Source organism: Microbispora sp. KK1-11 (assembly GCF_006874435.1).
GTDB lineage: Bacteria > Actinomycetota > Actinomycetes > Streptosporangiales > Streptosporangiaceae > Microbispora > Microbispora catharanthi.
The window spans coordinates 43,868-65,896 of record NZ_VIRJ01000015.1; the positions used below are offsets into that span (position 1 = coordinate 43,868).

Here is a 22,029-nt window from a genome sequence, read left to right on the forward strand (position 1 = left end):
ATGCCATGCTGGCCGGCATGAACCATCGCGTCTACCTGGAAATCGGTCCGAAGAAGGTCTTCGCCTGCTCGATCGACTGGCCGGGCTGGTGCCGCATCGGCAAGACCGAGGAGGCCGCGCTCGACACGCTCGTGGACTACACGCCGCGCTTCCGGGCGATCGCCGAGCGGGCGGGGCTGGAGTTCGCGCCGGGGGACCCGGCGGTCGTCGAGCGGGTCAAGGGCGACAGCACGACGGACTTCGGCGCGATCTCCGCCATCCCGGACTTCGACCGGGAGCCGGTGGAGGCGCCGGAGGCCGCGCGCGCGGCCGCCCTCGCCCGCGCGGCCTGGGCGGTGTTCGCCGAGGTGGCCGCGGGCTCCCCTGAGGAGCTGCGCAAGGGCCCCAGGGGCGGCGGCAGGGACAGGGGCAAGATGGTCGCCCACGTCGTGGAGGCCGAGCGCGCGTACGCCCGCAAGATCGGCGTGCGGCACAAGCCCTTCAAGGACGAGGCCGGCCTGACCGCCATGCGCGAGGAAATCGCGCGGGCGCTCGAGCGGCCCGCGGAGGCGTTTCCTCCCGGTGGTGAGGGCTGGCCCGTCCGGTACGCCGCCCGCCGCATCATCTGGCACGTCGTCGACCACATCTGGGAGATGCAAGACCGGCGCGTCTAAGCGAGTGTTTCGGCGGCGCGCAGCGCGAGGGCGACGACGGCGGCGTCCTCGGGGACGCGCACGTCCCGCCCGGTGAGCTCGCGGAAGCGCGCGAAGCGGTGCTGCACGGTGTTGCGATGGCAGTACAGGGCCGCGGCCGTGTCGGCGACCGAGCCCGAGCCGGCCAGATGGATCCGTACGGTCTCCAGCAGCCGCTCGCCCTCCGACCCGCCCAGGGCGGACAGCGGGCCGAGCACCTGCCGCGCGAGCTCGGCCGCCAGCTCCCTGCTGCCGCCCACGAAGACGTCCAGCCAGGCGTCCTCCAGCCGCCGCGGACCCGCCCCGGCCCGGGACGCCCCCGCGGCCGCCGAGGCCAGCCGTACGGCACGGGAAACCTCCGACAGGCCGGCGACGACGGGGGAGACGCCGCAGCGCACCCCCGCGAGCGCGGCGAGGACCGGCCGCGGTGTGCCGGCGGTCCGGGCGGGCGGCTGCACGATCAGCACGTCGCCGGTCGGCGACTCGTGCCGATAGCAGTGCACCCCGCCCCCTGCCATCGCCGCCTCCGCCGCGCGCAGCGCCGCCCCCTCCCCGGGATGGGCGACCACGGCGAGGAGCGGCTGCGACGGATCGAACCCGAGGACCCGGCCGGCGTCGCGCACCACGTCGGGATTGCGGCCCTGGTTGTCCATGAGCCGGGTGAACCAGGCCCTGCGCTGGTCCTCCCGCTGCCGTCCCATCTCCAGCACCGCCCGCTGGTAGCCCGTCATCAGCCCGGTCACGTGCTGCTCCACCGCCTCCCAGACCAGGTGGGCCCCGGCGATCAGGCCGGGCAGCGCCTCCGGCGTCACCCGGGCGTTCATGGCCTGCCAGAGCACCCGGGCGTCGAGCCGCGCGGCGGCCAGCAGCGATTTCAGCGGCACCCCCTGTCCGGCCCTGCGCTCCCCGACGCGCTCGGAGAGCCCGGCCATGCCGGGGGAGACCGATCCCGTGGCGATGTGCCGCAGCAGCATGTCCAGCCCGGTCAGCGCCGTGCCCCGCAGCTCGTCCCTGGAGACGGGCGGGTCGGGTGACCCGTACGGGTCGACGAGCTCGACCTGGGCCAGCCACCCCTCGACGATGTCGTCGATGTCGTCGAGGCAGCGCAGCGCGAGCTCGGTCACCGGGGCCGGAGGGGGAGTGTTCATCTGCACAATGTAGCCGCCGATTTCCGCGACGGAATGCCGTTGGGAAGGCCCCTGGCCTGCGCCTACGGTTGACTCGCCCGCAAGGACGGGCCATTGCGCGGAGACGAAAGCGAGGGCGGACTGTGCACCTGACGCCTCGCGAGCAGGAGCGGCTCACCCTCTTCACGGTCGCGGAACTGGCGCGGCGGCGCCGGGCCCGGGGCCGGCGGCTCAACGCCCCCGAGGCCATCGCCCTGCTCTGCGACGAGATCCTCGAACACGCCTGGGACGGCGCGTCGCTGGAGGAGGTCGTGGCGGCGGCGCGGTCGCTGCTCACCGCGGACGACGTGATGGAGGGCGTGCCCGACCTGGTGCCGCAGGTGCAGGTCGAGGCGCTGTTCCCCAACGGCACGGCCCTGGTCTGCGTCGACACCCCCTTCGGCCTGGGAGACGGGCGCGGCCCCGGCGCGGTGGAGACCGCCGACGGGGAGCTGTGCCTCAACGCGGGACGCGACCGGGGCCGGATCACCGTGCGCAACGAGGGCGAGCAGACCGTCTACGTCTCCTCGCACTTCCCGCTCGACCAGGTCAACCCCGCCCTGTCCTTCGACCGGGCGCAGGCGGAGGGCATGCGCCTGGACATCCCGGCGGGCACGGCGCTCGCCTTCCCTCCCGGAGTGGAGCGGCTCGTGGAGGTGGTGAAGGCGTGACGACCATGCCGAGGGAGACCTACGCGAGGATCTACGGCCCGACCACGGGCGACCGCGTACGGCTCGGCGACACCTGCCTGTGGGTCGAGGTCGAGCACGACGACACGCCGTACGGCGACGAGTTGCTCGGCGGATGCGGCAAGACGCTGCGGGACGGGCTGCTGGCCTCCCCGCGCGCCGACCGGGAGTCGGCGCTCGACCTGGTCGTCACCAACGTCGTGCTGCTCGACGCGGTGCTCGGCGTGCGCAAGACGGCCATCGGCGTCAAGGACGGCCGGGTCGTCAGCATCGGCGGCGGGGACTTCGCCATCGACTCCCACACCGCGATCGTCACCGGCGAGGGCCTCATCGCGACGCCGGGCGTCATCGACTCGCACGTGCACCTGTCCTCGCCCGAGATCGCCCCGGCGGCGCTCGCCTCCGGCGTGACGACCGTCGTGGGCATGGGGCTCGGCGGCGTGTGGGACGTGGGCTGCAACCCCGCGCACAACCTGCACACGCTGATGAGCGCCTGGCGGGGCACCCCGATGAACGTCGCCTTCCTCGCCCGCGGCTCCTCCAGCTCGACCAGGCTGCTGGAGGAGGCCGTGCTCGCCGGCGCCGGGGGTTTCAAGATCCATGAGGACTTCGGCGCGACCCCCCGGATCGTGGACACCTGCCTCGGGGTCGCCGAGCAGGCGGATCTGCCGGTGGCACTGCACACCGACTCGATGAACGAGTCGGGCTACCTGGCCGACACGATCGCCGCCACCCGGGGCCGCACGGTGCACGCCTACCACGTGGAGGGCGGCGGCGGCCACCCCGACCTTCTCCAGATCCTCTCCGAGCCGAACATCCTGCCGTCGTCCACGACGCCGACCATCCCCTACACCACCAACACGGTCGGCGAGCTGTTCCCGATGACGATGACCGTCCACCGGCAGAACCACCACATCGACAGCGACGTCGAGGTGACCCGCACCCGGATCAGGGCGCACGCCATCGCGGCCGAGAACGCGCTACACGACCTCGGCGCCATCAGCATCGTCAACTCCGACTCGATGGGCATGGGACGGGTCGCCGAGACGATCCGCAGGACCTGGCAGCTCGCCCACCTGCAGGCGCTGCGCACGGAGGCCCCGCAACCCGACAACGCCCGGGTGCTGCGCTACCTGGCCAAGCTCACGCTCAACCCCGCCGTCGCCCATGGGATCGCGCACGAGGTCGGCACCCTCCAGCCGGGGCGCCTGGCCGACATCGTGCTGTGGAACCCGGCGTGGTTCGGCACCAAGCCCGAACTCGTGATCAAAGCCGGCTTCGTCGCCTGGGGCGTGTCCGGCAGCGGCTCGGGTTCGACGCGGCTGACCCAGCCCCGCATCTACCGCCCGTACTTCGGCGGGCTCGGCGACGCGCCGGCCCGTCTGTCGCGGATCTTCGTCGCCCACGAGGCGCTGGACTCCGCGGACGCCCGTGAGGCGCTGCCCGCGGGCCTGCGTTACGCGGCCATCCGCCGCGCGCGTGGCCTGACCAGGGCCGACATGTGCCGCAACACGGCGACCCCGCGGGTCGAGGTGTCACGGGAGCCCGGCCCCGTCCTGGTGGACGGGGCCGAGGTCCACGTGGACCCCGCCACCGAGGTGCCCCTGTCCCGACTGCATCACTTCGCCTAGTCCCCCTGGTGATACCCAATTGAGTACGAGCAAGGCCCGCGGCGCGGGCATCGCCTCCTTCGTCGGCACCTCCATCGAGTGGTACGACTTCTACATCTACGGAACCGCCTCGGCGCTGGTCTTCGGCAAGCTGTTCTTCCCGGAGGCCAGCCCCACGGCGGGCGTCATGGCGTCCTTCGCCACGTTCTGGGTCGGGTTCCTGGCCCGTCCCCTCGGCGGGGTGGTCTTCGGCCACCTCGGCGACCGGATCGGCCGCAAGGGCACCCTCATCACGACGCTGCTCCTCATGGGCGGCGCGACGACCCTGGTGGGCGTGCTGCCCACGTACGCGTCCGTCGGCATGGCGGCGCCCGCGCTGCTGGCCGTGCTCCGGCTGGTGCAGGGCATCGCGGTGGGCGGCGAGTGGGGCGGCGCCGTGCTGATCGCCGCCGAGCACGCCGGACCCAAGCGCGTCTTCTACGCGGCGTTCGCCCAGCAGGGCTCGCCCGCGGGCTCGATCCTCGCCACCGGCATGTTCGCCCTGGTCAACCTGCTGCCCGAGGACGCGTTCCTGTCGTACGGCTGGCGCATCCCGTTCCTCGCCTCCGCCGTCCTGCTCGTGATCGGGCTGGTCATCCGGCTGCGGGTGGAGGAGTCGCCGGAGTTCGTGCGGATGCGCGAGCAGCGGGAGGTCGCCAAGCTCCCCGTCGCCGAGGTCTTCCGCACGGCCTGGCCGCTGGTGCTGCTCGGCATCGGGGCGAGCGGCGTCGGCATCGCCTCGGCCTACTTCACCAACACCTTCATCCTGTCGTGGGCCACCACCGACCTCGGCATCGCGAAGGGCACGATGCTGAACGTGCTGCTCGTCGTGTCGGTCGTGCAGTTCGTCACGCAGCCCGTGGGGGCCGTGCTCGGCCAGCGCTGGGGAGCCGCGAAGTTCATGCTGGCGGCGTTCACGGTGCTGATCGTCATGACGCCGGTGACGTTCCTGCTGGTCGGCACCGGTTCCGCGCCGCTGGCCACGCTGGGACTCGCCCTGAGCATCGTGTTCGGAGGCTCGTCGTACGCGGCGCTTGCGGGCTTCCTCGCCGAGGTGTTCCCGGCCAGGGTGCGCTACACCGGCATCTCGCTGTCCTACCAGCTGTGCGGCGCGCTGATCGGCGGCACCACCCCGCTCATCGCGCAGGCGCTGCTGACCTGGTCGGGAACGATCTGGCTCGTCGTGGCGCAGTACATCGTGATCATCCTGCTGACGATGGCGTGCGTCGCCGGCCTGCGGTACCGCTCCGCCGCCGCGGCGAAGGCCCGGCCCGTCACCACGGCCGCCTGAGCAACCTCGAAGGGAAGCACCATGCGTCTGGACGTCCTGTTCGTCAACGGCCGGTTCACCACCCTGGACCCCGATCGGCCCGCCGCGACCCGGCTCGGCGTGTTCGCCGGCCGGATCGCGGGGCTGGACGAGGACCTGGACGGGCTCACCGCCGATGCCGTCGTCGACCTCGGCGGGGCGCCGGTGGTGCCGGGGTTCAACGACGCCCACCACCACCTGAGCATGCGGGGCCAGCGGCTGCGCGAGCTGGACCTGCGCGACGGCCGGGTGCGGACGCTCGAGGAGCTGTACGCGAAGGTCGCCGAGCGCGCCGCGGGCCTGCCGCAGGACGCGTGGGTCAAGGGAGCGGGCTACGACCAGAACAAGCTGGGCGGGCTGCACCCGAGCCGCGAGGCGCTCGACCGGGCGGCCGGCGGCCGGCCCGTCTGGCTCCAGCACGTCTCCGGCCACATGGGCGTCGCGAACACGGCGGCGTTCGCCCGCATGGGCTTCGAACGCGTCGAGGACGTGCCGGACGTCGCCGGCGGCACGGTCGGACGGGACGCCGACGGCCGGCCCGACGGGCTGCTCGCCGAACAGGCCCAGGGCCTGGCGGACGCCGTGCTGCGCCCGGTGCCGTTCGAGGACTTCGTCGAGGGCATCGCGCTGGCCGGCCGGGTGGCGGCCGGCGAGGGCCTGACCAGCTTCACCGAGCCGGGCATCGGCCGCGGGCTGGCCGGCAACGGCGCCTGGGACCTCGCCGCCTTCCAGGAGGCGGTGCGGCGGGGCGTGCTGCCGCAGCGGGCCACGCTGATGCCCGGCTCGCCCAACCTCCACGACATCGGCGACGGCTGGTTCGGGCTCGACCTCGGGTTCCGCACCGGCATCGGCGACGAGCGGCTGCGGATCGGGCCGGTCAAGCTGTTCTCCGACGGCTCGCTCATCGGCCGCACCGCCGCCATGTGCTGCGACTACGAGGGGGAGCCGGGCAACCGGGGACTGCTGCAGCAGGACGCCGAGGCGCTGCGCGCCTTCATCCTGCGGGCGCACGCCGCGGGCTGGCAGATCGCCACCCACGCCATCGGCGACCACGCGGTCGACGTGGTCCTCGACGCCTACGAGGAGGCGCAGGCGCGCGATCCCCGGCCCGGCGCCCGCCACCGCATCGAGCACTGCGCGGTGACCAGCGACGCCCAGGTGGCGAGGATCGCCAGGCTCGGCGTCATCCCGGTGCCGCAGGGCCGGTTCGTCTCCGAACTCGGCGACGGCATGCTCGCCGCCCTCGGCCCGGAGCGCTCGCTCGGCTGCTACCGGCAGAGGTCGTTCCTGGAGGCCGGCATCGTGGTCCCGGGCAGCTCCGACTGCCCGGTGGCCGACGGCGCTCCGCTGCTCGGCATCCACGACCTGGTCAACCGCCGTACGGCGAGCGGCGTGCCGTTCACCCCCGCCGAGTCCCTCACCGTGGAGCAGGCGCTGCGCGCGTACACGATCGGCTCGGCGTACGCCGCGGGGGAGGAGCGGCACAAGGGCACGCTGTCGCGCGGCAAGCTGGCCGACTTCGTCGTCCTGGGCGACGACCTGCTCGCGGTCGCCCCTGAGCGGATCAAGGACGTCGCCGTGCTCGCCACGGTCGTCGGCGGCGCCTTCGTCTTCGACGAGGCCGGCCTGTCCGCGTAGGAGTGGCCGAGCGGGCGCAGACGGGCCTCCGCATCGGCGCTCCTGCGCTCCTGGGAGGACGCCATCGCCGCCCATCTCGGCACAATGGACCAGTAAGTCCAGAAAAGTCGGTCCCAAGGAGGATGCGATGCGGGCGCTGACCGCCAAGGGGGCCGCGACGCGGCAGCGGATCGTCGAGGGCGCGGCCGAGACGATCCGCGAGCGCGGCGTGATGGACACCACCCTCGACGACGTGCGCGCCCGTACGCGCACCAGCAAGAGCCAGCTGTTCCACTACTTCCCTGGCGGCAAGGAGGAGTTGCTGCTGGCCGTGGCCCGCTTCGAGGCCGACCGGGTGCTCACCGACCAGCAGCCCTATCTCGGCGAGCTCACCTCGTGGGCGGCCTGGCGAGCCTGGCGCGACCGCGTGGTGGATCGCTACCGCGAGCAGGGGCGGCAGTGCCCGCTCAACGTGGTGATGTCGCAGGTGGGCCACAGCACACCGGGCGCCCAGGCGGTGGTGACCGAGCTGATGCTCCGGTGGGAGGCGGAGATCGCGGCCGGCGTGCGGCACATGCAGGCCGCGGGCGAGATCGACCCGGGCATCGATCCCGGGCAGGCGGCGGCCGCGCTGCTCGCGGGCATCCAGGGCGGCGTGCTGCTCCACCTGTCCACCGGCCGGCTCGCCCACCTGGAGGCGGCGCTGGACATGGGCATCCGGCATCTGCGCGACAGCGCGTCGCGGCTCAGTCCTCCGTACGGCGCAGGCGCTTGAGGTCGGAGCGGTGTTTCTTGGCCGTCAGGCGGCGCTCGACGGCGCCCTTGGACGGCTTGGTGGGACGGCGCCGCTTGGGCGGCGGCGCGATCGCGTCGCGGAGGAGGGCGGCGAGCCGTTCCCGCGCCGCCTCCCGGTTGCGCAGCTGCGAGCGCTGCTCCGAGGCCGCCACCGTGATCACGCCGTCCACGACGCGGGCGGCGAGCCGTTCGAGCGCGCGGGCCCTGAGCGCCGGGCCGAGGGCGGTGGTGCGCGCGAGGTCGAAGCTCAGCTCCACCCGGCTGTCGGTGGTGTTGACGCCCTGGCCGCCCGGGCCGGACGAGCGAGAAAAGCGCCAGGCGAGCTCCGCCTCGGGCACGACGATCGAGCCGCGCACGTGCAACGGGCCTGACATGGGTTCTCTCCCCCTCTCTCCTCTGGCGTACGGACGGGACGACCAACCTATCCGGGTAGATATCACCGCCGCTCTCTATTTATCACCGTAAACGCGGCCTGCGGGTTGTCGCGGTCCATGGCGTCGTGCACAGTGGCCCCGTATTCCAGGCGACAGGGACGGGCGGGAGCATGACCTCGATCGTGGGCGTCCACGGCATCGGCAAGTACCACTACTACGAGGAGGCCGGCGGGTCGGCGGGCGGCGCCGCCGACGTCATGCGAGCCAAGTGGAACGCCTACCTGCACCAGGGTCTCACCGGCCGGGCGGACGGCGCCGGCGATTACTTCGCCGAGATCGCCTACTACGCCCACCACCTGCACAGCGGGCCGCCGAAGCCGCCGCGGCAGATGGAGGCGCCGGCCAAGCTGGTCCTCGCCGACTGGGCGGCCCAGCTCGGCGGTCCGTTCCGCGACGCGGCGGGGGAGTCGCTCACCGGTCTCGCGCACCGGCTGGCCGGGTGGCTGCTGACGAGGATGGGCCCGCAGGCGGTGCGGTTCGCCCAGGACTTCTGCCCGGAGGTGGCCGCCTATCTCGGCGGCGGCGACCCGCGCGTGCGGGCCCGCGACGCGGTGGCCGACGTCGTCCGCAGGCGCCGTCCCCGGGTGGTCGTGGCCCACTCCCTCGGCAGCGTCGTGACGTACGAGGCGCTGTGGGCGCACCCCGATCTCTCGGTCGAGTTGCTGGTGACGCTGGGCAGCCCGCTCGGCATGCGCGACGTCGTCTTCGAGCGGCTCGCGCCGGTCCCGGTGCGGGGCCGCGGGGCGCGACCGCCGGGGGTGCGCCGCTGGATCAACATCGCCGACAAGGACGACATCGCAGCGATCCCGGCCGTGCTGGCGTCGTGCTTCGACGGTGTCGAGCGGGACGTCTCCTGCGACATCGACTGGCTCGACTTCCACACTGTGCGCAACTACCTGCGCTGCGGGAGCGCCAACGAGTACCTCAAGCCCTACGTGGCCTGAGTTACGAACACGGGTTATGATCGTACGACCATGAAGACTGTGCTTTTCGACTACGGCAACGTCGTGTCGCTTCCCCAGGCCCCCGAAGACGTCGCGCGCATGGCGGGAGGTGATCCGGGGTTCGAGGACCGCTACTGGGAGGTGCGGCTCGACTTCGACCGGGGCACGCTCGACCCGGCCGCGTACTGGTCCCACGTGTACGGCAGGCCGATGGACGGAGCCGAGCTTGACGCGGTCGTCGCCCTCGACGCGGCGAGCTGGTCGCGGCCCAACAAGGAGACCGTGGCGATCATCGACGAGCTGGCCGCCGTCGGGGTGCCCATGGCGCTCCTGTCCAACATGCCGGTCTGCGTCGCCGAGGGCATCGACGCGCTGCCGTTCATGCGGCCGATCGGCCCGCGGTTCTACAGCGGCCGGATGGGCCTGGTGAAGCCGGAGCCGGAGATCTTCCACGAGACCGTGGCCTGGCTCGGGGTGGCCCCCGGCGACCTCGTCTTCGTGGACGACCGGCTGGAGAACGTCGCGGCGGCCGAGCAGGCGGGGCTCGCCGCCGTCCACTTCCGCGACGCGGCCGCGCTGCGGGAGGACCTCAAGACGCTGCTGAGCTGAGCCGTTCGTCGGCGGTTCCCGGCGGCCGGTGGAGTGACACCGGCAGTAGCCCACTGGCCAGCGTGCTGGCACGTCAGCACGCTGGCAGCTTCGAGATCGCGGCGACTGCAGTTGCGAGACTCGCCCCGCAAGACGACGGTGACACTCCCGAGAGCCTCGTTGGTCTTGCGGCCGTCATCGATCGCACGTTCCATGAGGCAGGAGTGCATCCGCGGCTGTGGAGCACCGGGACCGTCTACCGGATCCCTCAAGATCACAAACTGGATCAGGCGCACGCCATCGCGTACGCGGTGCGCTTCTATCTGATCGGGATGTACGTGCGATACGACCGCATGTACTTCTACAACTGGGGCGGCACGAAGATCCCGCTCGTGCTCCAGGCCGTGGGTGGGCCGCCAACCGCCGCAGCCCACGCGGTCGACACGCTCCAGCGCTGGCTGACCGGCGCCCGATGCCGGCCGATCGCGGCGCCGACACCATCCGATTCCTGGACGGACGCTCCATGCCCGCCCCGCACACCCTGCAGATCACCGAACAGCCGATACTGGTCACGATCCAGCCGGGCCGCTGACAGCTGGTGGTGGGGGAGACGGAACGCGAGCACCGCCGTCTTCGCAGTTGAGGGTGTAGATCTGGGCTGGCCGATGAGTGCCGTGCAGACGACAGCCACCTCCTCGGCCGGTTCATCGGACTGGTTCGGTCTGCATCGCCTGTGTGCCCACGACGGTCAGCAGCGCGAGCTTCTCGGCGGTGTCGGTCCCGGCGCGTGGGGTGAACCAGAGCAACCGCTGGCGGCCGTCCTCGCTGAAGAGGCTGAGGCAGTTGAGGTCGAGCATGCCGACGGTGGGGTGGACGATCCGCTTGCGCTCGTCTCTGCGCACCCCCACGTCCTGGTCGGCCCAAAGCGCCTGGAACTCCGGCGACTGCTGCAGCAGCTCGTCCACCAGCTTGGTCGCCTCGGCGTCGCCTGGGCTGCGTCGCCCGACTGCCGCGCGCAGGTCGGCGACGAACGAGCGTGACTGCGGGGCGAGGTCCTCGTCCGGGTAGATCTGCCGCGAGGCCGGGTCGGTGAACCATCGGTAGATGAAGCTCGCCGCGCGGCCGTGGTGCACGGACAGGTCGCCGAGCATCGCGATGGCGAGCGGGTTCTGGACCAGAACGGTGTGCAGGTCGGTGCTCACCATCGCCGGGGTCCCGTCGATTCGTGTCAGCAGGTCGAGCATCGCGGGGTGGACGTGTGACGCCGTCCCGCCCTGGTGCGGGATCGGGCGGTTCGCCAACCGGTACAGATGGTCGCGTTCGTCGCGGCTGAGGCGCAGGGCGCGGGCGAGCGCGGCGAGCATCTGGTCGGAGGGCTGCGAGCCGGCACCGCGCTCGAGCTCGGTGTAGTACTCCACCGAGGCACCGGCCAGAACGGCGACCTCGTCGCGACGCAGACCGGGGACGCGGCGCCGCGGGCCGGGCGCGAGCCCGACCTCCGCGGGGCGGATCCGCTCGCGTCGCGAACGCAGGAAGCCACCGAGCTCGGAGTACCTCGTGTTCGACATAGGCACAGCCTCCCTGGTCGGCGCCGTTGGCGCCAGGGGATGTCGTCCCCACCTTCGCAAGCGACTGTCACGGTCGCCTCGTGGCGTTTCAGATCGCGGCGGTCGCTCGGTGATCGTTCCGACGTTGCCGACGATGAGGCCTCGCGTGACACCGCTGCCTGCCAGGGGACGGCGTCCCCACCTTTGGAAGCAACTGTCGCGGGCCCGCGCCGCGCCACAGAGTGGACGCCATGAACACCTCACTCACTGACACACTCGCTGACTCGGGCGCATCGCCGGTCGCTGGAAAGACGGTTTTGATCACCGGTGGCACGAGCGGGATCGGCGCCGCGACCGCTCGGCTCCTGCTCGTGCGTGGCCACCGGGTCGCCGTGACCGGGCGCGACCCTGGTCGGCTCAAGGCCTTCCTCGATGAAGTCGGCCACGCGGACCGCGTCCTGGGCCTGGTAGCAGATGCCTCCGACTGGGACTCCACGAACACGGTGGTCACCAGCACGGTGGAGCGCTTCGGGTCGCTCGACGCGGCAATCGCGAACGCAGGCGGCGCGTCCGCCGATCACTTCCGGACGGGCGGCGCCGGCGTCATCGACGGCGGCGATCCGGAGCTGTGGGCACCGATGGTACTCACCAACGTGCTCGGACCGGCTCTGCTGGCCAAGGCGACCCTGCCCCACCTCGAGCAGTCCCGCGGCCGGCTGGTGCTCATCGGCAGCGTGGCCGGAATCAAGAACAGCCCGGGCAACCTCTACTCCGCCACCAAGTGGGCAGTGGTCGGCTTCGCCGAGAACCTCCGCCTGCACGCCACGACCCGCGGCATCGGAGTCACGGTCGTGAACCCAGGCATGATCGACACCGCGTTCTGGCACGGCCAGGCTCCCCCCATCGCGATGAGCCCGGATTCGGTGGCCGAGGCGATCGGGTTCGCGCTCGACCAGCCGGCAGGCGTCGACCTCAACACGGTGACGATCCGTCCGATCGGCCAGCCCGTCTGACTCGAGGCGGGCAGCGTGCTCACTGGTGCACCATCCTCGTGTCAGTGATCTTCGATGGATCGCTGGAGGCGCTGGCGGGTCATCGCCCTGCTCGCTTGACGCGTTGGACGGGCTCGGCGCTCGGCTTCCGGAGTCTGACCGACTACATCGCCAGATCGCTGCTGGAGACCGGCGGGTTCAGACCGCAACCACACCCTCGATTGGGATGAGCCTGCAACCGACCTGCGAGAACGCTTCTCGTCATTGCCTGCCGGTGTTTTCCGGGCGCGTGTGCCCTCAAAGCGCCCCCGATCGGGCTTTCGTCAGCACGCCACCTCGCGGTGAGTCCCAGGGCGTAGAACTCGGAGGACGTTGACTCGAACCTGCACACATTTTTGCCCGGACTTGTCCAGATATGGCAAGCGGGTCAGAATCAGTTCAGCCTTCAACTACTTGGTCGGAGGGTCACTGCACGGATGAGGAGAGGCATGAAGCGCACCATCTCCGTTCTCGCCGTCGCCACCGGCGTCCTCGGCGCCACGCTTACCGGCATCGGTCCCGCATCCGCGGCCGCCCCCGCAGTTGACTGCTCCACGGGCGGGTACACCCGGGCTCTGAATAGCTACGTCCCCACCAACGTCCAGCGGCCTGCGGTGGATGGCCGTAGCTACAACATCGCCGGTCCGGTGGCGTACACGTACGAGGTCTGCCTCGACATCCCGGACACCTCGACATTCACAATCGAGGCACGGATTCGGTCCGCCGACGGGTCCACGAGGGTGTTCGTGGACGACCGGCCCGGGGACAAGGTCTTCCGCTACTCGCCCGGTGCCAACAGCTTCTGGCAGGTCTACGGCACGATGACCGGGCCCGGCAGCACCTACATCTACTACACCTGGAACGAGAAGCAGATCCCGGCCTGACTCGGAACGGGCCGCCCGCCTCGCTCGGCGAGGTGGGCGGCTCTGTCCGCTCAAGCGGCCCGGCATGGAAAGGCTGCGCTGATCGGGCGCACCGATAAGAACCGTCGCCGTTCCCGAGCAGTCGGGTCGGGCAGTGGATGAGCGCCCGCCACGCCAAGAGACGCCCGCAAGCCCGCGAACCCGCGCTGTCAGCTTGCGAATCGCATGGATCACGGCCGCTTCATGGCATGGCTAGCATCGCCGTTCATGGCGTCATGGAGTGCGAGATACCGCGCGGGCGAATGTTTCGCCGTCTGGAATGAGCTTCGTGCGTACGGTCCGGATGGTGTTCCTGAGACTCATCGCGAGGATGCCGAAGAGGTTGCACGAGAGACCATGGGACGTGTGGCGGCCAACGTGGATGTCGTCGTGGAGCGGCTCATCGCGGCCGGCTATGCCTTTGCCTTCCCTGAGTGGGTCCGGCAGGTGCCCACGGATGACGATCTGATTGCGGTCAGGAGGGCCGAGCAGGTGATCGGCCCGATGCCGCTCGCTCTGCGCGCCTGTCTGGAGATCGTGGGAGGTGTCGATCTGTGCGGGGACGGCGGCGCGGTGTTGCCACACGTCAGTTATCACGCTGATCCGTATGAGGAGTCGGATCTCTATCCGGATCCACTGGTACTCCCCTCGGGGGGCTATCTATGGCGCGACTGGGAATCATGGGGCGGCGACGTCGAGCAGGGGTGCGCCTGCACTGACCGCGACGAGGACGAACTCTGCCGGTTCCACTCGGAAGGCTTCCCCTTCACCTTTGCGCCGGATGAAGTCCTAAGGCGAACGTCAGCGGCAGCGAGCAAGACGTCATGCTTCCGAGCAGGTCAGCTGATCCGGAATTGCTCGGAGCCCGTCACCGGGCGGGTGTCACACTCGTCGAGTACCTGAGGATTTCGCTGGCCTGGGGAGGCTTTCCCGGCTACGACGCGGCCCCTGCAGACGCCGCCTTACCGAAGATGATCGAAGAACTGCGCCGCGACCTCCTCATGTTCTGAACAGCACCCCTCGTCCCGGTGACAGACAGGGCGCGGTGACGCTGATGCGCCGATTGTCGTCGAACTCGCGCAAGAACCAGATCTACAAGGCGTTCCGGGAGGTCGGGCGCGTGATGCGGACCGTGGCGCTGCTGCGGTTCACCTGACCTCCCACATCCTCCACCAGGGCGAAAACTGGTGGGCCGAGAGTCCTCCATCGCTCACACAGCACGCGTAACCCACGCAAATGTCCGCGGCCGGGCGCTCGTCCGGGATCGGCGCCGGCTCGATGCCGGCGGCAGCGCGGCTGGACCATCCCGGCGCGCGATGCCGGCGGGGTTGATCGCGAACACGGTGGCGGCGATGCTGTGGGCGTGGAGTACGTGTCCAGAGTGCCGCGACCGCCGCTGGACGGGCTGATCGACGACCTTTACTACCTGGAGGGTGCGCCGCCGTACGCCCGGCTGACGCTGCCGCCGATGCCGTCGGCGTTGCTCATCGTCAACCTCGGGGCGCCGTTCTGCATCCGCGCCGGCACCGACATCGAGACGGCCGAGTACGCCGACGGCTGCGTGGTCACCATGCCCACCCGCGCCTTCGAGTTCGGCTATCCGCCGGGGACCCGGTCCGTCGGCGTGCACGTCAAGCCGTGGGGGCTGGCGCCGTTCCTGCCGATGCCCGCGGCCGAGCTGTGTGACCGGCCGGTCACGGTGGAGCAGGTTTGGGGCCGGCCCGCCATTGCCGAGCTGCGAGACCGGCTGGCCGCGGCGGACGGACCGCACGAGATGCTGACGCTGCTCGAGGAGGAGCTGATGCGACGGCTGTGCGAGACCGCCGGTCTGGGACTGGTCCGCCATACGAGCAGCGTCATCGCGGCGACCAGCGGGGCGGCGGCGATCGGCGACCTGAGCGTGGCAGCCGGTGTCAGCAGCACTCATCTGGCACAGCGGTTCAAGGAGCTCATCGGCGTCACGCCGAAGCGGCTGGCCCGCACCCACCGCTTCGCCGCCACCGTTTTCGCGATCGACCCCGCTGGACCGATCGACTGGGGCGCCCTCGCCGATGGCGCAGGCTACTTCGACCAGGCCCACTTCGGCCACGAGTTCCGGGCGTTCACCGGGCTCACGCCGACCCGGTACGTCGAAGTCCGGCGGCGGTTCCTGCGCGAACATCCCGGCCACGTGATGGACGGCTGGCCGCTGCCGGCCGATTGATTTCTTACAAGAGCGACGTGGGCAAGGTCGTCATGTACAGCTCGGTGTCGGTGGACGGCTTCGTCGCGGACGAGAACGACCAGCCCGGACCGCTGTTCGACTGGTTGTCCAGCGGTGACGTCCCATTGGACGAGAGCGGCGAGCTGAAGGTGTCGCAGACCTCCTACGACTACACCCGGGCGTACTGGGACCAGATCGGAGTCACGATCGTCGGCCGCCGCGTCTTCGACCTGACGGACGGCTGGGGCGGCAAGCCGCCGAGCGGGATCGACCACGTGGTCGTCGTGTCGCACCGGCCGATGCCCGAGGGCTGGGACCCCGAGGCGCCGTTTCACTTCGTCGACGGCGTCGAGGCAGCCGTGGCCAAGGCGCAGGAGCTTGCGGGTGACCGCATGGTCGAGGTCGCCGCCGGCGACGTCGGCGCCAGGTGCTTGCCGCGGGCCTGGTCGACGAGGTGCGCATGGACGTCGTACCCGTCGTGTTCGGGTCCGGCAAGCGCTACTTCGGGTCGGTCCACGCGCAGCACCTGCTGGAGGATCCTGAGGTGGTGATTCAGGGCAACCGGGTGCTTCATCTGCGCTATCGGGTGCGCCGTTGACCGATCTGGGCGGGTACGCGAAGAAGTCCACTGCGAACGGTGACACAAGATCGGGCCTCCGGCTGTTACGAGTTCTCCTTGTCAGGCGACAGAACCTGGCGAAGGCAGGACCGCCTCCTTGGAAGGCCAAGCGGTATTTATCGGCCAACACCCGGTTGCTCGGACACGCGCTCCTCGCCTAGCCCGCCGCGTTCGCTGCACCGGCCGAACAGCAACGTCCCCACGAGAGTCACGAGGCGTTGACTTTGTCTCAATGTATGTCTCACTATGTTGCTACATACCTTGCGACAAAGGAGGGGCCATGGCGCATGAACCGTTACCGGACACCGGCCCGTCGCCACGTGCGACCGACCTGCGACTGGCGGGCGCGTGGCTGGCTCGGCACGGCCTGTCCGGTGCCCGCCCGACGCCGCTGCTGGCCAGCCGGCTGGCGGTCCGGGGACGTGCCCGCATCGCGGCTGCGTTCATCCCGGCCGTGCTGATCGTCGCAAGCGCACTCGCCGCCGTTCCCGCCTTCGACGGCCGCGAGCCGCATCGCCCGCTGCCGCTGCTGGCCCTGACCGCGCTGGTGGCCGGGCTGCTGCTCGCACAATTGCTGCTCGACTGGTGGGTGCGACGCGTCGATCAGCGGGCGGGCGCGATGCTGTCCCGCAGGGCCGCCCATCCGATCCAGCCCAGCTGGCGGGCCGTGCTCGGCCTGCCGTACGCCGTCTTCGCGGTCGCCACGTTCGCCGGCGCGATGGCGCTGGCCGGGAGCGCCCTGGCCGTTCCTGACGCCACCGTGCGGCAGCTGGCCGTCGTCCTGCTGATCGGCCTGCTCGGCGTGACAGCCATCACCGCCGTGCAACTTCGCCACCTGCTGCGGCGCCCGGTGGTGGCGGAGGACGAGGAGTCGCTGACCGCCGACGTCATCATGCGCGTCGAGGACGCCCGCGAACTCACCACGCCGAGTGTGCAGTGGTCGCTGCCCGTAGTGCTGCTGTTCGGCACCGCGCCCGGCTGGTTGAGCGCCGCTGCGATCGCCAACGTCATCTTGGGCATGGTCGCCTGCGTCGCGCTCCGCGTAAGGACGCCGTCGAGCGCGACGGTGGCCCGGCGGGTGATGAGCGTCCGATGATCGTCATCGACGCGGCCTCGCCGGTGCCGCCGTTCGAGCAGCTGCGGGCCCAGCTCGCCCGGCAGATTCAGGATCGCACGCTGGCAGTGGGCACCCGCCTTCCGACCATCCGCCAGCTCGCGGCCGACCTTGGCCTGGCCGTGAACACGGTCGGCCGGGCGTACCGGGAGCTGGAGGAGGCAGGGCTGATCGAGACGCGCGGGCGGGCGGGTTCGTTCGTGTCGGCCGCCGGCGAGGATGGCCTGGAGCGGGCTCGCCGGGCCGCCGCCGACTACGCGGCCGTGGTCGCCAGCGTCGGCATCGACACGGGCGAGGCGATCCGCATCGTGCAGGCGGCTCTGACATCCGGCACGGTGACACCGGCCTCGTCATGACAGTGACCGGCCGCGGGGCCACGTCGCCGGAGTAGCTGCCGATCAGAAAGCGTCCGCCGAAAGGGGGTATCAGTGTGATCAGGCCCATCTCGACCTTGCCGGACGGCGTCGCTGACGCCCGCTGCTTGTTCTGGTCACCCCGGCGCACGGCCTGGAGCGTCACCTTGGCGGCTCCCGGGTTGTACGCGGCTCGGGCGATCTCAGCGACGTAGAACCGCGCACGGACGGCATCGACGGCCATTCTGTCCCCCTGGACTCTCGGTCTCCGGCCTGCTGTTGCCCGGCTGTGAGAGGACTTCTGGTCCAACCCGACCGTCACGATCAATATGGCGCCAGGCGCCGCCCGCCGCGACGACGACTTCACCTCGTCATCGCCCGGCCCAGCAGCACCACGGCGAGCGGCAGCACCAGCTCACCGCAGGCCGCCGCTGCCCGGGCCCGGCCGCTGAATCCGCCCCGGCGGGCTGCCCACTGCGCCCGCGCTGCACCACGGCCAAAGCCGGGCGCATTCTCACCATCCGCCCGCACCACGACGAGCTTGCCGCTGCGCAACCACCGTTCCGATGGGGGTGGAGGTGTCGTGACCTGCAAGCGATCCGTCACCTGGATGCGGTTTGCACAGCGATCTCTTCGGCGGGGTCCTGGTCGGCCGGGTCGGCTTGCGGGCGCGCGCTGCGCAGTGCGGCCTCGACGCGGCGATTGCTGGTCATGGTCGCGGTGACGGCGGTCATGGTGAGCAGGAGGCCGGCGGCGGCGTAGAGCGGGGCGCGCAGGTCGTAGGTGGTGGCCAGCCAGCCGCCGAGAAAGGCGCCGAAGGGGGCGGCGCACATGGCGAGCATGCGGGAGGTGGAGGCGACGCGGCCCATCAGGTGGGCCGGGACGATGGCCTGCCGGAGGGAGGGGCCGAGCACCATCGTGGCGCCCATGCCCGCCCCGCAGACGGCGAGCGCGAGCCCGGCCACGTACGGGTTCGGGGCGGAGGCGAGCCCCAGGATGGCGAGGCCCTCGATTGTGGCGGTGCAGGTCAGTGCGGCGCCGGTGCCCAGGCGCCGGCCGAGGAAGGACGCGATGCCCGCGCCGAGCAGGCCGCCGGTGGCCTCGGCGGTGAGGAGCAGACCGAAGCCGAAGGCGCCGACATCGAGACGCTCGCGGGCGAACAGGGCCAGGACGGTCTCCACGGCGAGGAAGGCGATGTTCCCGACGGCCGGACGGAGTGCGAGCCCGAGCAGCAGCCGGTCCTGGAAGACGTAGGAGGCCCCGGCCCGCGCCTGCCGGAGCAGCGACTCGCGGGCGCTTGCGGCCGGGCGCGGCACGGCGGGCAGCGACCGGACGAGCAGTGCGGACAGCGCGAACGACACCGCGTCGGCGAGCAGCGGAACCGAACGTCCGAGCGCGAGCAGCGCACTGCCCGCAGGTGGCCCGGCGAAGCCGGAGGCTGCGGTCTGGGCGCCGCGCAGGCGAGCGTTGGCGCGCTCAAGGAGCGCGGGGTCGCGGCCGAGCAGATCCGGCAGGTACGCCGTGGCGGCCGTGTCGAAGAACAGCCCGCCGAGGGCGAGCAGGAACGCGAGGGCCGCCAGCAGCGGGATGCTCAGCACGTCGAGCGCCGCCGCCGCAGCGGGTATGGCGAGCAGCACCGCACGCGCGGCGTCCGTGGCCCACATGGTGCGGCGGCGGTCCCAGCGGTCCACCAGCGCACCGCCGAGCACTCCGAACAGCAGCCAGGGCAGTGTCCCGGCGGCCGTGACGACGGCCAGGGCCATCGGATCCCGGGTCAACGCCACTGCCAGCAGCGGCAGCGCGGCATGCGTGACGCCGTCACCGAGCGAGGACACCGTCTGCGCGGTCCACAGTCGCCCGAAGCCGGCCGGCAGCTTCGCTAGAACATTCATCGGATCCGATGTCATTCGGCGTCCTTCTCGACCTGCTGGCGAGGAGCCGGCCGGAACAGCGCGAAGATCAGCGACACGTCGGGAAGCGATGGATCAGACAGCGCCCGGTACTCATCAGCCAGTGCCTGCAGGCGCGCCCCCAGCTCCGTGAACTGCTCCTCGGTGAGTCGCAGATGTGCCATTCGTACGTGCCGCTCACCATCCGCCGACGACGCCTCCAGGTCCGCCACCGCGTTCCGCAGCAGCACGTCCGGCTGCCCCGGCCCTGGATCCGGCAGCTCGATCGACCGCGCGGTCATCGCGTAGTACCGCTCGGTGACCCCTCTCACTTTCCGCGTCCCCACCACCTTCACCAGGCCGGCCCGCTCAAGCAGCCGCACGTGATAGCTGGAACTCCCCTTCGCGAGGCCCATCCGCTGGGCGATCTGCGTGATCGTCGCCGGTTCGAAGCGGAGCATGGCCATGATCCGGTGACGAGTGAGATTGGAGACGGCGCGTAGCTGCTCGTCGGTGGTGACGTGGAACGTCTCGGGGAGATCATCGGTAGGCACGCGGACAATGGTCAACGACTCTTGACCATTGTGCAAGGGGCCTGGGGCTGGCAATTTGGCGCTGATCCAACGGATCCACCCCCGAGCTGCACTGACGCCCGGCTGTTCGAGGGTCTGCTCGAGTTCCGCAGAGGGATCCCTCATCGGGACACCAGCCGGCTCGGCAACACCCCCGACCACGGGGAAAGCGGCGCCTGGTGACTGCCCTTCTGCTCCGGGGCGGTGTAGTCGCCGTCCTTGTCGCTCCAGCCCAGCCAGGCGGCGGCGGTGAAGCTCTGGTCGGCGCGGATTACCGCGTCGGCCGTCTGTGCCAGGGGGTTCCTCGCCGGCTGGATGACGTCCGCGTGGGCCGGCTAGGGGGCTCGGGACGTGCAGCGGCCGCGCCCTGGCAGCGGCCGGCGGGAGTCCCCGCACCCGTGTTCCGTCGCCCCGCTGCTCGTGGGGGTTCGTCAGTCGTCGCTGTCATCCTGCGACATGGCGTCGTCGGTGTTGGGCGGGTAGAGAGCGAACTGGGTGGCGCTGACCCGCCACATTTCTCCTGCGGGTCGCAGTTTGGGTGACTGTGCGACCTGGCCGGTCTTGGTGTCCTTCAGCGTGATTTCACCGTTGAGGAACTTCTGGAGTTCCTTCAACTGGTCCGCCTCAGTCCCCATCTGCGTGCCAAAGCGCAGTGGAACGAAAGGATGGTACCAGCCCTGCTGGGATTTCCCGTCGGGGCCGGTGGCGTTGCCGTTGTTTATCTTGAATTTGGCCAGCAGCATTTTGCAATATTTGCAGTTGGCTGCCGAGCACAGCATGAAGGTGATGTCGCTGAGGTTGCCTGCGCCGACGGCGGCCAGGATGCACATCTCGGCATGGTTGCTGGCGGCGCCGTCACCTGAGGTGAAGGCTGTGGCGAAGTAGATCGCTCGTCCTAGGTTCATCCGCTGAGCTTGGATATAGCGGACGATTTCCTGCGCCCCCTGGCTCTCCAGTCCAGGAATGCCTTTGACCCTGCTGATGATCAGATCGTTGTCGCGGTAAACGGCGACGGTGTAATTATTGACGCCGCTCCAGGTTTGGTCCCTGATCCATCCGACGAGGGTTTTGGCTACCTCGGTTGCGGTTGGCTGTGCGGTGTGCATTCGGCCACGTCCTTTCCGGCTCGATGGTATGTAGTGCCCGCCTAGCCAATATCAGCGGCAACACGAATACGACTTTCCGGAGAGTAACGAGCTTGTCACTCTCCATGTCCTCTTGAGGACAGTCCGGCTTCACCAGCGTGCGGTGAGCGCCGGGTTGGTGCAGGGAAAGGGCCGTTCGGGGCTTGCCTGGTGGCTACTCTCCTGCTTTCTTGGGACGATCGCGGCGTTCCTTGTCGTAGTTCTCCCACGAGGGCCGCACAAGGGGCCGACAAGCTAGGGCGGGCCGGTAACGAGATAACGTGAATTACCGATTGTCAAGTGCCCCGACTCCTCCCACCCGAAAGCCTGGCCGGCGGTATCCGGTTGGGCATGGTCGAAGGATGCTGCCCCGTGATGCTCGCCGACGCGCACCCTGGCTGTCTATGGCTTGTGGCGGGGTTGTCGACTCTGTTCGCACTGGTACGGCTCGGCTTGTTGATGCCTAGCCGGGGCTACCGCATGAGAGTCGCTGTCGGATTCCTCGTCGTGTTCGGCGGGTTGGTCGGTGTAATGGCCTTTGATTCCGGGCCGGACTCCTCGGAGGCGAGGGGCCTGACGGTCTACGCCGCGACAATGATCGCCCTGTTCGCGGCGACGATCGGGCAGGGTGAGGAGATCCGAGAAGCGGCCGCTCACGCACTGCAGAACCCGGACGGGGAAACGCGCCAGGTGCGGCCCGGCCCATTCACCGTGAAGTTCCTGTTGGTGCTCGGTGCCGGGATACTGCTCTTGTCCTTGGTGTTTCCCGATTTCTGAGGATCGGCCAGGCCCCTGATCCATCCGTACCCGGAG

23 protein-coding genes and 1 pseudogene are annotated in these 22,029 nt (G+C 70.4%); 18 read left to right on the forward strand and 6 right to left on the reverse strand.

Going from position 1 to position 22,029, the window contains the following annotated elements:
• Nucleotides 1-17 precede the first annotated feature (17 nt).
• On the forward strand, nucleotides 18-653 hold the full coding sequence (locus FLW16_RS21820) for a hypothetical protein (RefSeq protein ID WP_142561965.1): 636 nt from the start codon (nucleotides 18-20) through the stop codon (nucleotides 651-653).
• Here the strand turns inward: FLW16_RS21820 and FLW16_RS21825 are convergent.
• Nucleotides 650-1,819 carry a CdaR family transcriptional regulator gene (locus FLW16_RS21825; RefSeq protein ID WP_142561966.1) on the reverse strand — a complete coding sequence of 390 codons (1,170 nt, stop codon included), beginning with the start codon at nucleotides 1,817-1,819 and terminating at the stop codon, nucleotides 650-652. The two genes, FLW16_RS21820 and FLW16_RS21825, sit on opposite strands and share 4 nt — an antisense overlap.
• A gap of 122 nt (nucleotides 1,820-1,941) precedes the next feature.
• Here FLW16_RS21825 and FLW16_RS21830 point away from each other — a divergent pair, with 122 nt between their 5' ends.
• The 5 genes from FLW16_RS21830 to FLW16_RS21850 all read left to right on the forward strand — a co-directional run bounded on the left by FLW16_RS21830 (nucleotide 1,942) and on the right by FLW16_RS21850 (nucleotide 7,876).
• Nucleotides 1,942-2,508, forward strand: coding sequence for an urease subunit gamma (locus tag FLW16_RS21830; protein ID WP_142561967.1), 567 nt, complete (start codon nucleotides 1,942-1,944; stop codon nucleotides 2,506-2,508).
• Nucleotides 2,509-2,513: 5 nt separating this feature from the next.
• The gene (locus FLW16_RS21835; RefSeq protein WP_260615478.1) at nucleotides 2,514-4,157 is read left to right on the forward strand and encodes an urease subunit alpha; all 1,644 of its coding nucleotides are present in this window, start codon (nucleotides 2,514-2,516) and stop codon (nucleotides 4,155-4,157) included.
• A gap of 19 nt (nucleotides 4,158-4,176) precedes the next feature.
• Nucleotides 4,177-5,466 (forward strand): MFS transporter, encoded by a 1,290-nt coding sequence (locus FLW16_RS21840; RefSeq protein WP_142561969.1) that lies wholly within the window; start codon nucleotides 4,177-4,179, stop codon nucleotides 5,464-5,466.
• 21 nt (nucleotides 5,467-5,487) lie between these two features.
• Nucleotides 5,488-7,122, forward strand: coding sequence for an amidohydrolase (locus tag FLW16_RS21845; protein ID WP_142561970.1), 1,635 nt, complete (start codon nucleotides 5,488-5,490; stop codon nucleotides 7,120-7,122).
• 127 nt (nucleotides 7,123-7,249) lie between these two features.
• The gene (locus FLW16_RS21850) at nucleotides 7,250-7,876 is read left to right on the forward strand and encodes a TetR/AcrR family transcriptional regulator (RefSeq protein ID WP_142561971.1); all 627 of its coding nucleotides are present in this window, start codon (nucleotides 7,250-7,252) and stop codon (nucleotides 7,874-7,876) included.
• Here FLW16_RS21850 and arfB read toward each other — a convergent pair.
• The gene (arfB, locus tag FLW16_RS21855; RefSeq protein ID WP_142561972.1) at nucleotides 7,848-8,270 is read right to left on the reverse strand and encodes an alternative ribosome rescue aminoacyl-tRNA hydrolase ArfB; all 423 of its coding nucleotides are present in this window, start codon (nucleotides 8,268-8,270) and stop codon (nucleotides 7,848-7,850) included. The two genes, FLW16_RS21850 and arfB, sit on opposite strands and share 29 nt — an antisense overlap.
• A 170-nt stretch (nucleotides 8,271-8,440) precedes the next feature.
• Here arfB and FLW16_RS21860 point away from each other — a divergent pair, with 170 nt between their 5' ends.
• Together FLW16_RS21860 and FLW16_RS21865 are read left to right on the forward strand one after the other, a co-directional pair.
• Complete coding sequence (locus FLW16_RS21860) at nucleotides 8,441-9,274, forward strand: hypothetical protein (RefSeq protein WP_142561973.1); 834 nt, start codon at nucleotides 8,441-8,443, stop codon at nucleotides 9,272-9,274.
• Between the two features lie 30 nt (nucleotides 9,275-9,304).
• The gene (locus FLW16_RS21865; protein ID WP_142561974.1) at nucleotides 9,305-9,883 is read left to right on the forward strand and encodes an HAD-IA family hydrolase; all 579 of its coding nucleotides are present in this window, start codon (nucleotides 9,305-9,307) and stop codon (nucleotides 9,881-9,883) included.
• A gap of 683 nt (nucleotides 9,884-10,566) precedes the next feature.
• Here the strand turns inward: FLW16_RS21865 and FLW16_RS21870 are convergent.
• On the reverse strand, nucleotides 10,567-11,430 hold the full coding sequence (locus FLW16_RS21870; protein ID WP_142561975.1) for a helix-turn-helix transcriptional regulator: 864 nt from the start codon (nucleotides 11,428-11,430) through the stop codon (nucleotides 10,567-10,569).
• Between the two features lie 230 nt (nucleotides 11,431-11,660).
• Here FLW16_RS21870 and FLW16_RS21875 point away from each other — a divergent pair, with 230 nt between their 5' ends.
• From FLW16_RS21875 to FLW16_RS21910, 9 genes and pseudogenes are all read left to right on the forward strand, one after another.
• The gene (locus FLW16_RS21875; RefSeq protein ID WP_142561976.1) at nucleotides 11,661-12,422 is read left to right on the forward strand and encodes an SDR family oxidoreductase; all 762 of its coding nucleotides are present in this window, start codon (nucleotides 11,661-11,663) and stop codon (nucleotides 12,420-12,422) included.
• A 53-nt stretch (nucleotides 12,423-12,475) separates the two neighbouring features.
• Nucleotides 12,476-12,631: pseudogene (locus tag FLW16_RS46225) on the forward strand (ISL3 family transposase); the annotation flags it as partial.
• A gap of 258 nt (nucleotides 12,632-12,889) precedes the next feature.
• Nucleotides 12,890-13,324: a hypothetical protein gene (locus tag FLW16_RS21880; RefSeq protein ID WP_142561977.1), complete on the forward strand. Its 435-nt coding sequence runs from the start codon at nucleotides 12,890-12,892 to the stop codon at nucleotides 13,322-13,324.
• Between the two features lie 384 nt (nucleotides 13,325-13,708).
• Nucleotides 13,709-14,245, forward strand: coding sequence for a hypothetical protein (locus tag FLW16_RS21885; protein WP_142561978.1), 537 nt, complete (start codon nucleotides 13,709-13,711; stop codon nucleotides 14,243-14,245).
• A 151-nt stretch (nucleotides 14,246-14,396) separates the two neighbouring features.
• Entirely contained in the window at nucleotides 14,397-14,498 is a 102-nt protein-coding gene (locus FLW16_RS21890) for a transposase (protein ID WP_260615459.1), read from the forward strand.
• 207 nt (nucleotides 14,499-14,705) lie between these two features.
• On the forward strand, nucleotides 14,706-15,545 hold the full coding sequence (locus FLW16_RS21895) for a helix-turn-helix domain-containing protein (RefSeq protein ID WP_221891213.1): 840 nt from the start codon (nucleotides 14,706-14,708) through the stop codon (nucleotides 15,543-15,545).
• 460 nt (nucleotides 15,546-16,005) lie between these two features.
• Nucleotides 16,006-16,143, forward strand: a complete 138-nt coding sequence (locus FLW16_RS45970; protein ID WP_221891214.1) for a hypothetical protein — start codon at nucleotides 16,006-16,008, stop codon at nucleotides 16,141-16,143.
• A 301-nt stretch (nucleotides 16,144-16,444) separates the two neighbouring features.
• Nucleotides 16,445-17,260, forward strand: coding sequence for a hypothetical protein (locus FLW16_RS21905; protein ID WP_142561979.1), 816 nt, complete (start codon nucleotides 16,445-16,447; stop codon nucleotides 17,258-17,260).
• Entirely contained in the window at nucleotides 17,257-17,634 is a 378-nt protein-coding gene (locus FLW16_RS21910) for a GntR family transcriptional regulator (protein ID WP_139572985.1), read from the forward strand. Before FLW16_RS21905 ends, FLW16_RS21910 begins: the two co-directional genes overlap by 4 nt.
• A 599-nt stretch (nucleotides 17,635-18,233) precedes the next feature.
• On the opposite strand, the gene FLW16_RS21915 is transcribed toward FLW16_RS21910, so the two are convergent.
• The 3 genes from FLW16_RS21915 to FLW16_RS21925 all read right to left on the reverse strand — a co-directional run bounded on the left by FLW16_RS21915 (nucleotide 18,234) and on the right by FLW16_RS21925 (nucleotide 21,198).
• Nucleotides 18,234-19,523: an MFS transporter gene (locus FLW16_RS21915; protein ID WP_221891215.1), complete on the reverse strand. Its 1,290-nt coding sequence runs from the start codon at nucleotides 19,521-19,523 to the stop codon at nucleotides 18,234-18,236.
• A gap of 11 nt (nucleotides 19,524-19,534) precedes the next feature.
• Nucleotides 19,535-20,089 carry an ArsR family transcriptional regulator gene (locus FLW16_RS21920; protein ID WP_221891216.1) on the reverse strand — a complete coding sequence of 185 codons (555 nt, stop codon included), beginning with the start codon at nucleotides 20,087-20,089 and terminating at the stop codon, nucleotides 19,535-19,537.
• Between the two features lie 434 nt (nucleotides 20,090-20,523).
• Complete coding sequence (locus tag FLW16_RS21925; protein WP_142561981.1) at nucleotides 20,524-21,198, reverse strand: hypothetical protein; 675 nt, start codon at nucleotides 21,196-21,198, stop codon at nucleotides 20,524-20,526.
• Between the two features lie 390 nt (nucleotides 21,199-21,588).
• Here FLW16_RS21925 and FLW16_RS21930 point away from each other — a divergent pair, with 390 nt between their 5' ends.
• Nucleotides 21,589-21,993, forward strand: coding sequence for a hypothetical protein (locus FLW16_RS21930; RefSeq protein WP_142561982.1), 405 nt, complete (start codon nucleotides 21,589-21,591; stop codon nucleotides 21,991-21,993).
• Nucleotides 21,994-22,029: the final 36 nt, after the last annotated feature.

What these genes read in the sequence shown, in the direction of transcription:
- FLW16_RS21860 (WP_142561973.1), top strand. Translation starts at nt 8,441, where the DNA reads ATGACCTCGATCGTGGGCGTCCACGGCATCGGCAAGTACCACTACTAC.
- FLW16_RS21850 (WP_142561971.1), top strand. Translation starts at nt 7,250, where the DNA reads ATGCGGGCGCTGACCGCCAAGGGGGCCGCGACGCGGCAGCGGATCGTC.
- FLW16_RS21820 (WP_142561965.1), top strand. Translation starts at nt 18, where the DNA reads ATGAACCATCGCGTCTACCTGGAAATCGGTCCGAAGAAGGTCTTCGCC.
- arfB (WP_142561972.1), bottom strand. Translation starts at nt 8,270, where the DNA reads ATGTCAGGCCCGTTGCACGTGCGCGGCTCGATCGTCGTGCCCGAGGCG.
- FLW16_RS21875 (WP_142561976.1), top strand. Translation starts at nt 11,661, where the DNA reads ATGAACACCTCACTCACTGACACACTCGCTGACTCGGGCGCATCGCCG.
- FLW16_RS21890 (WP_260615459.1), top strand. Translation starts at nt 14,397, where the DNA reads ATGCGCCGATTGTCGTCGAACTCGCGCAAGAACCAGATCTACAAGGCG.
- FLW16_RS21915 (WP_221891215.1), bottom strand. Translation starts at nt 19,523, where the DNA reads ATGAATGTTCTAGCGAAGCTGCCGGCCGGCTTCGGGCGACTGTGGACC.
- FLW16_RS21925 (WP_142561981.1), bottom strand. Translation starts at nt 21,198, where the DNA reads ATGCACACCGCACAGCCAACCGCAACCGAGGTAGCCAAAACCCTCGTC.
- FLW16_RS21870 (WP_142561975.1), bottom strand. Translation starts at nt 11,430, where the DNA reads ATGTCGAACACGAGGTACTCCGAGCTCGGTGGCTTCCTGCGTTCGCGA.
- FLW16_RS21845 (WP_142561970.1), top strand. Translation starts at nt 5,488, where the DNA reads ATGCGTCTGGACGTCCTGTTCGTCAACGGCCGGTTCACCACCCTGGAC.
- FLW16_RS21865 (WP_142561974.1), top strand. Translation starts at nt 9,305, where the DNA reads ATGAAGACTGTGCTTTTCGACTACGGCAACGTCGTGTCGCTTCCCCAG.
- FLW16_RS45970 (WP_221891214.1), top strand. Translation starts at nt 16,006, where the DNA reads ATGGACGTCGTACCCGTCGTGTTCGGGTCCGGCAAGCGCTACTTCGGG.
- FLW16_RS21910 (WP_139572985.1), top strand. Translation starts at nt 17,257, where the DNA reads ATGATCGTCATCGACGCGGCCTCGCCGGTGCCGCCGTTCGAGCAGCTG.
- FLW16_RS21905 (WP_142561979.1), top strand. Translation starts at nt 16,445, where the DNA reads ATGGCGCATGAACCGTTACCGGACACCGGCCCGTCGCCACGTGCGACC.
- FLW16_RS21825 (WP_142561966.1), bottom strand. Translation starts at nt 1,819, where the DNA reads ATGAACACTCCCCCTCCGGCCCCGGTGACCGAGCTCGCGCTGCGCTGC.
- FLW16_RS21835 (WP_260615478.1), top strand. Translation starts at nt 2,514, where the DNA reads ATGCCGAGGGAGACCTACGCGAGGATCTACGGCCCGACCACGGGCGAC.
- FLW16_RS21880 (WP_142561977.1), top strand. Translation starts at nt 12,890, where the DNA reads ATGAAGCGCACCATCTCCGTTCTCGCCGTCGCCACCGGCGTCCTCGGC.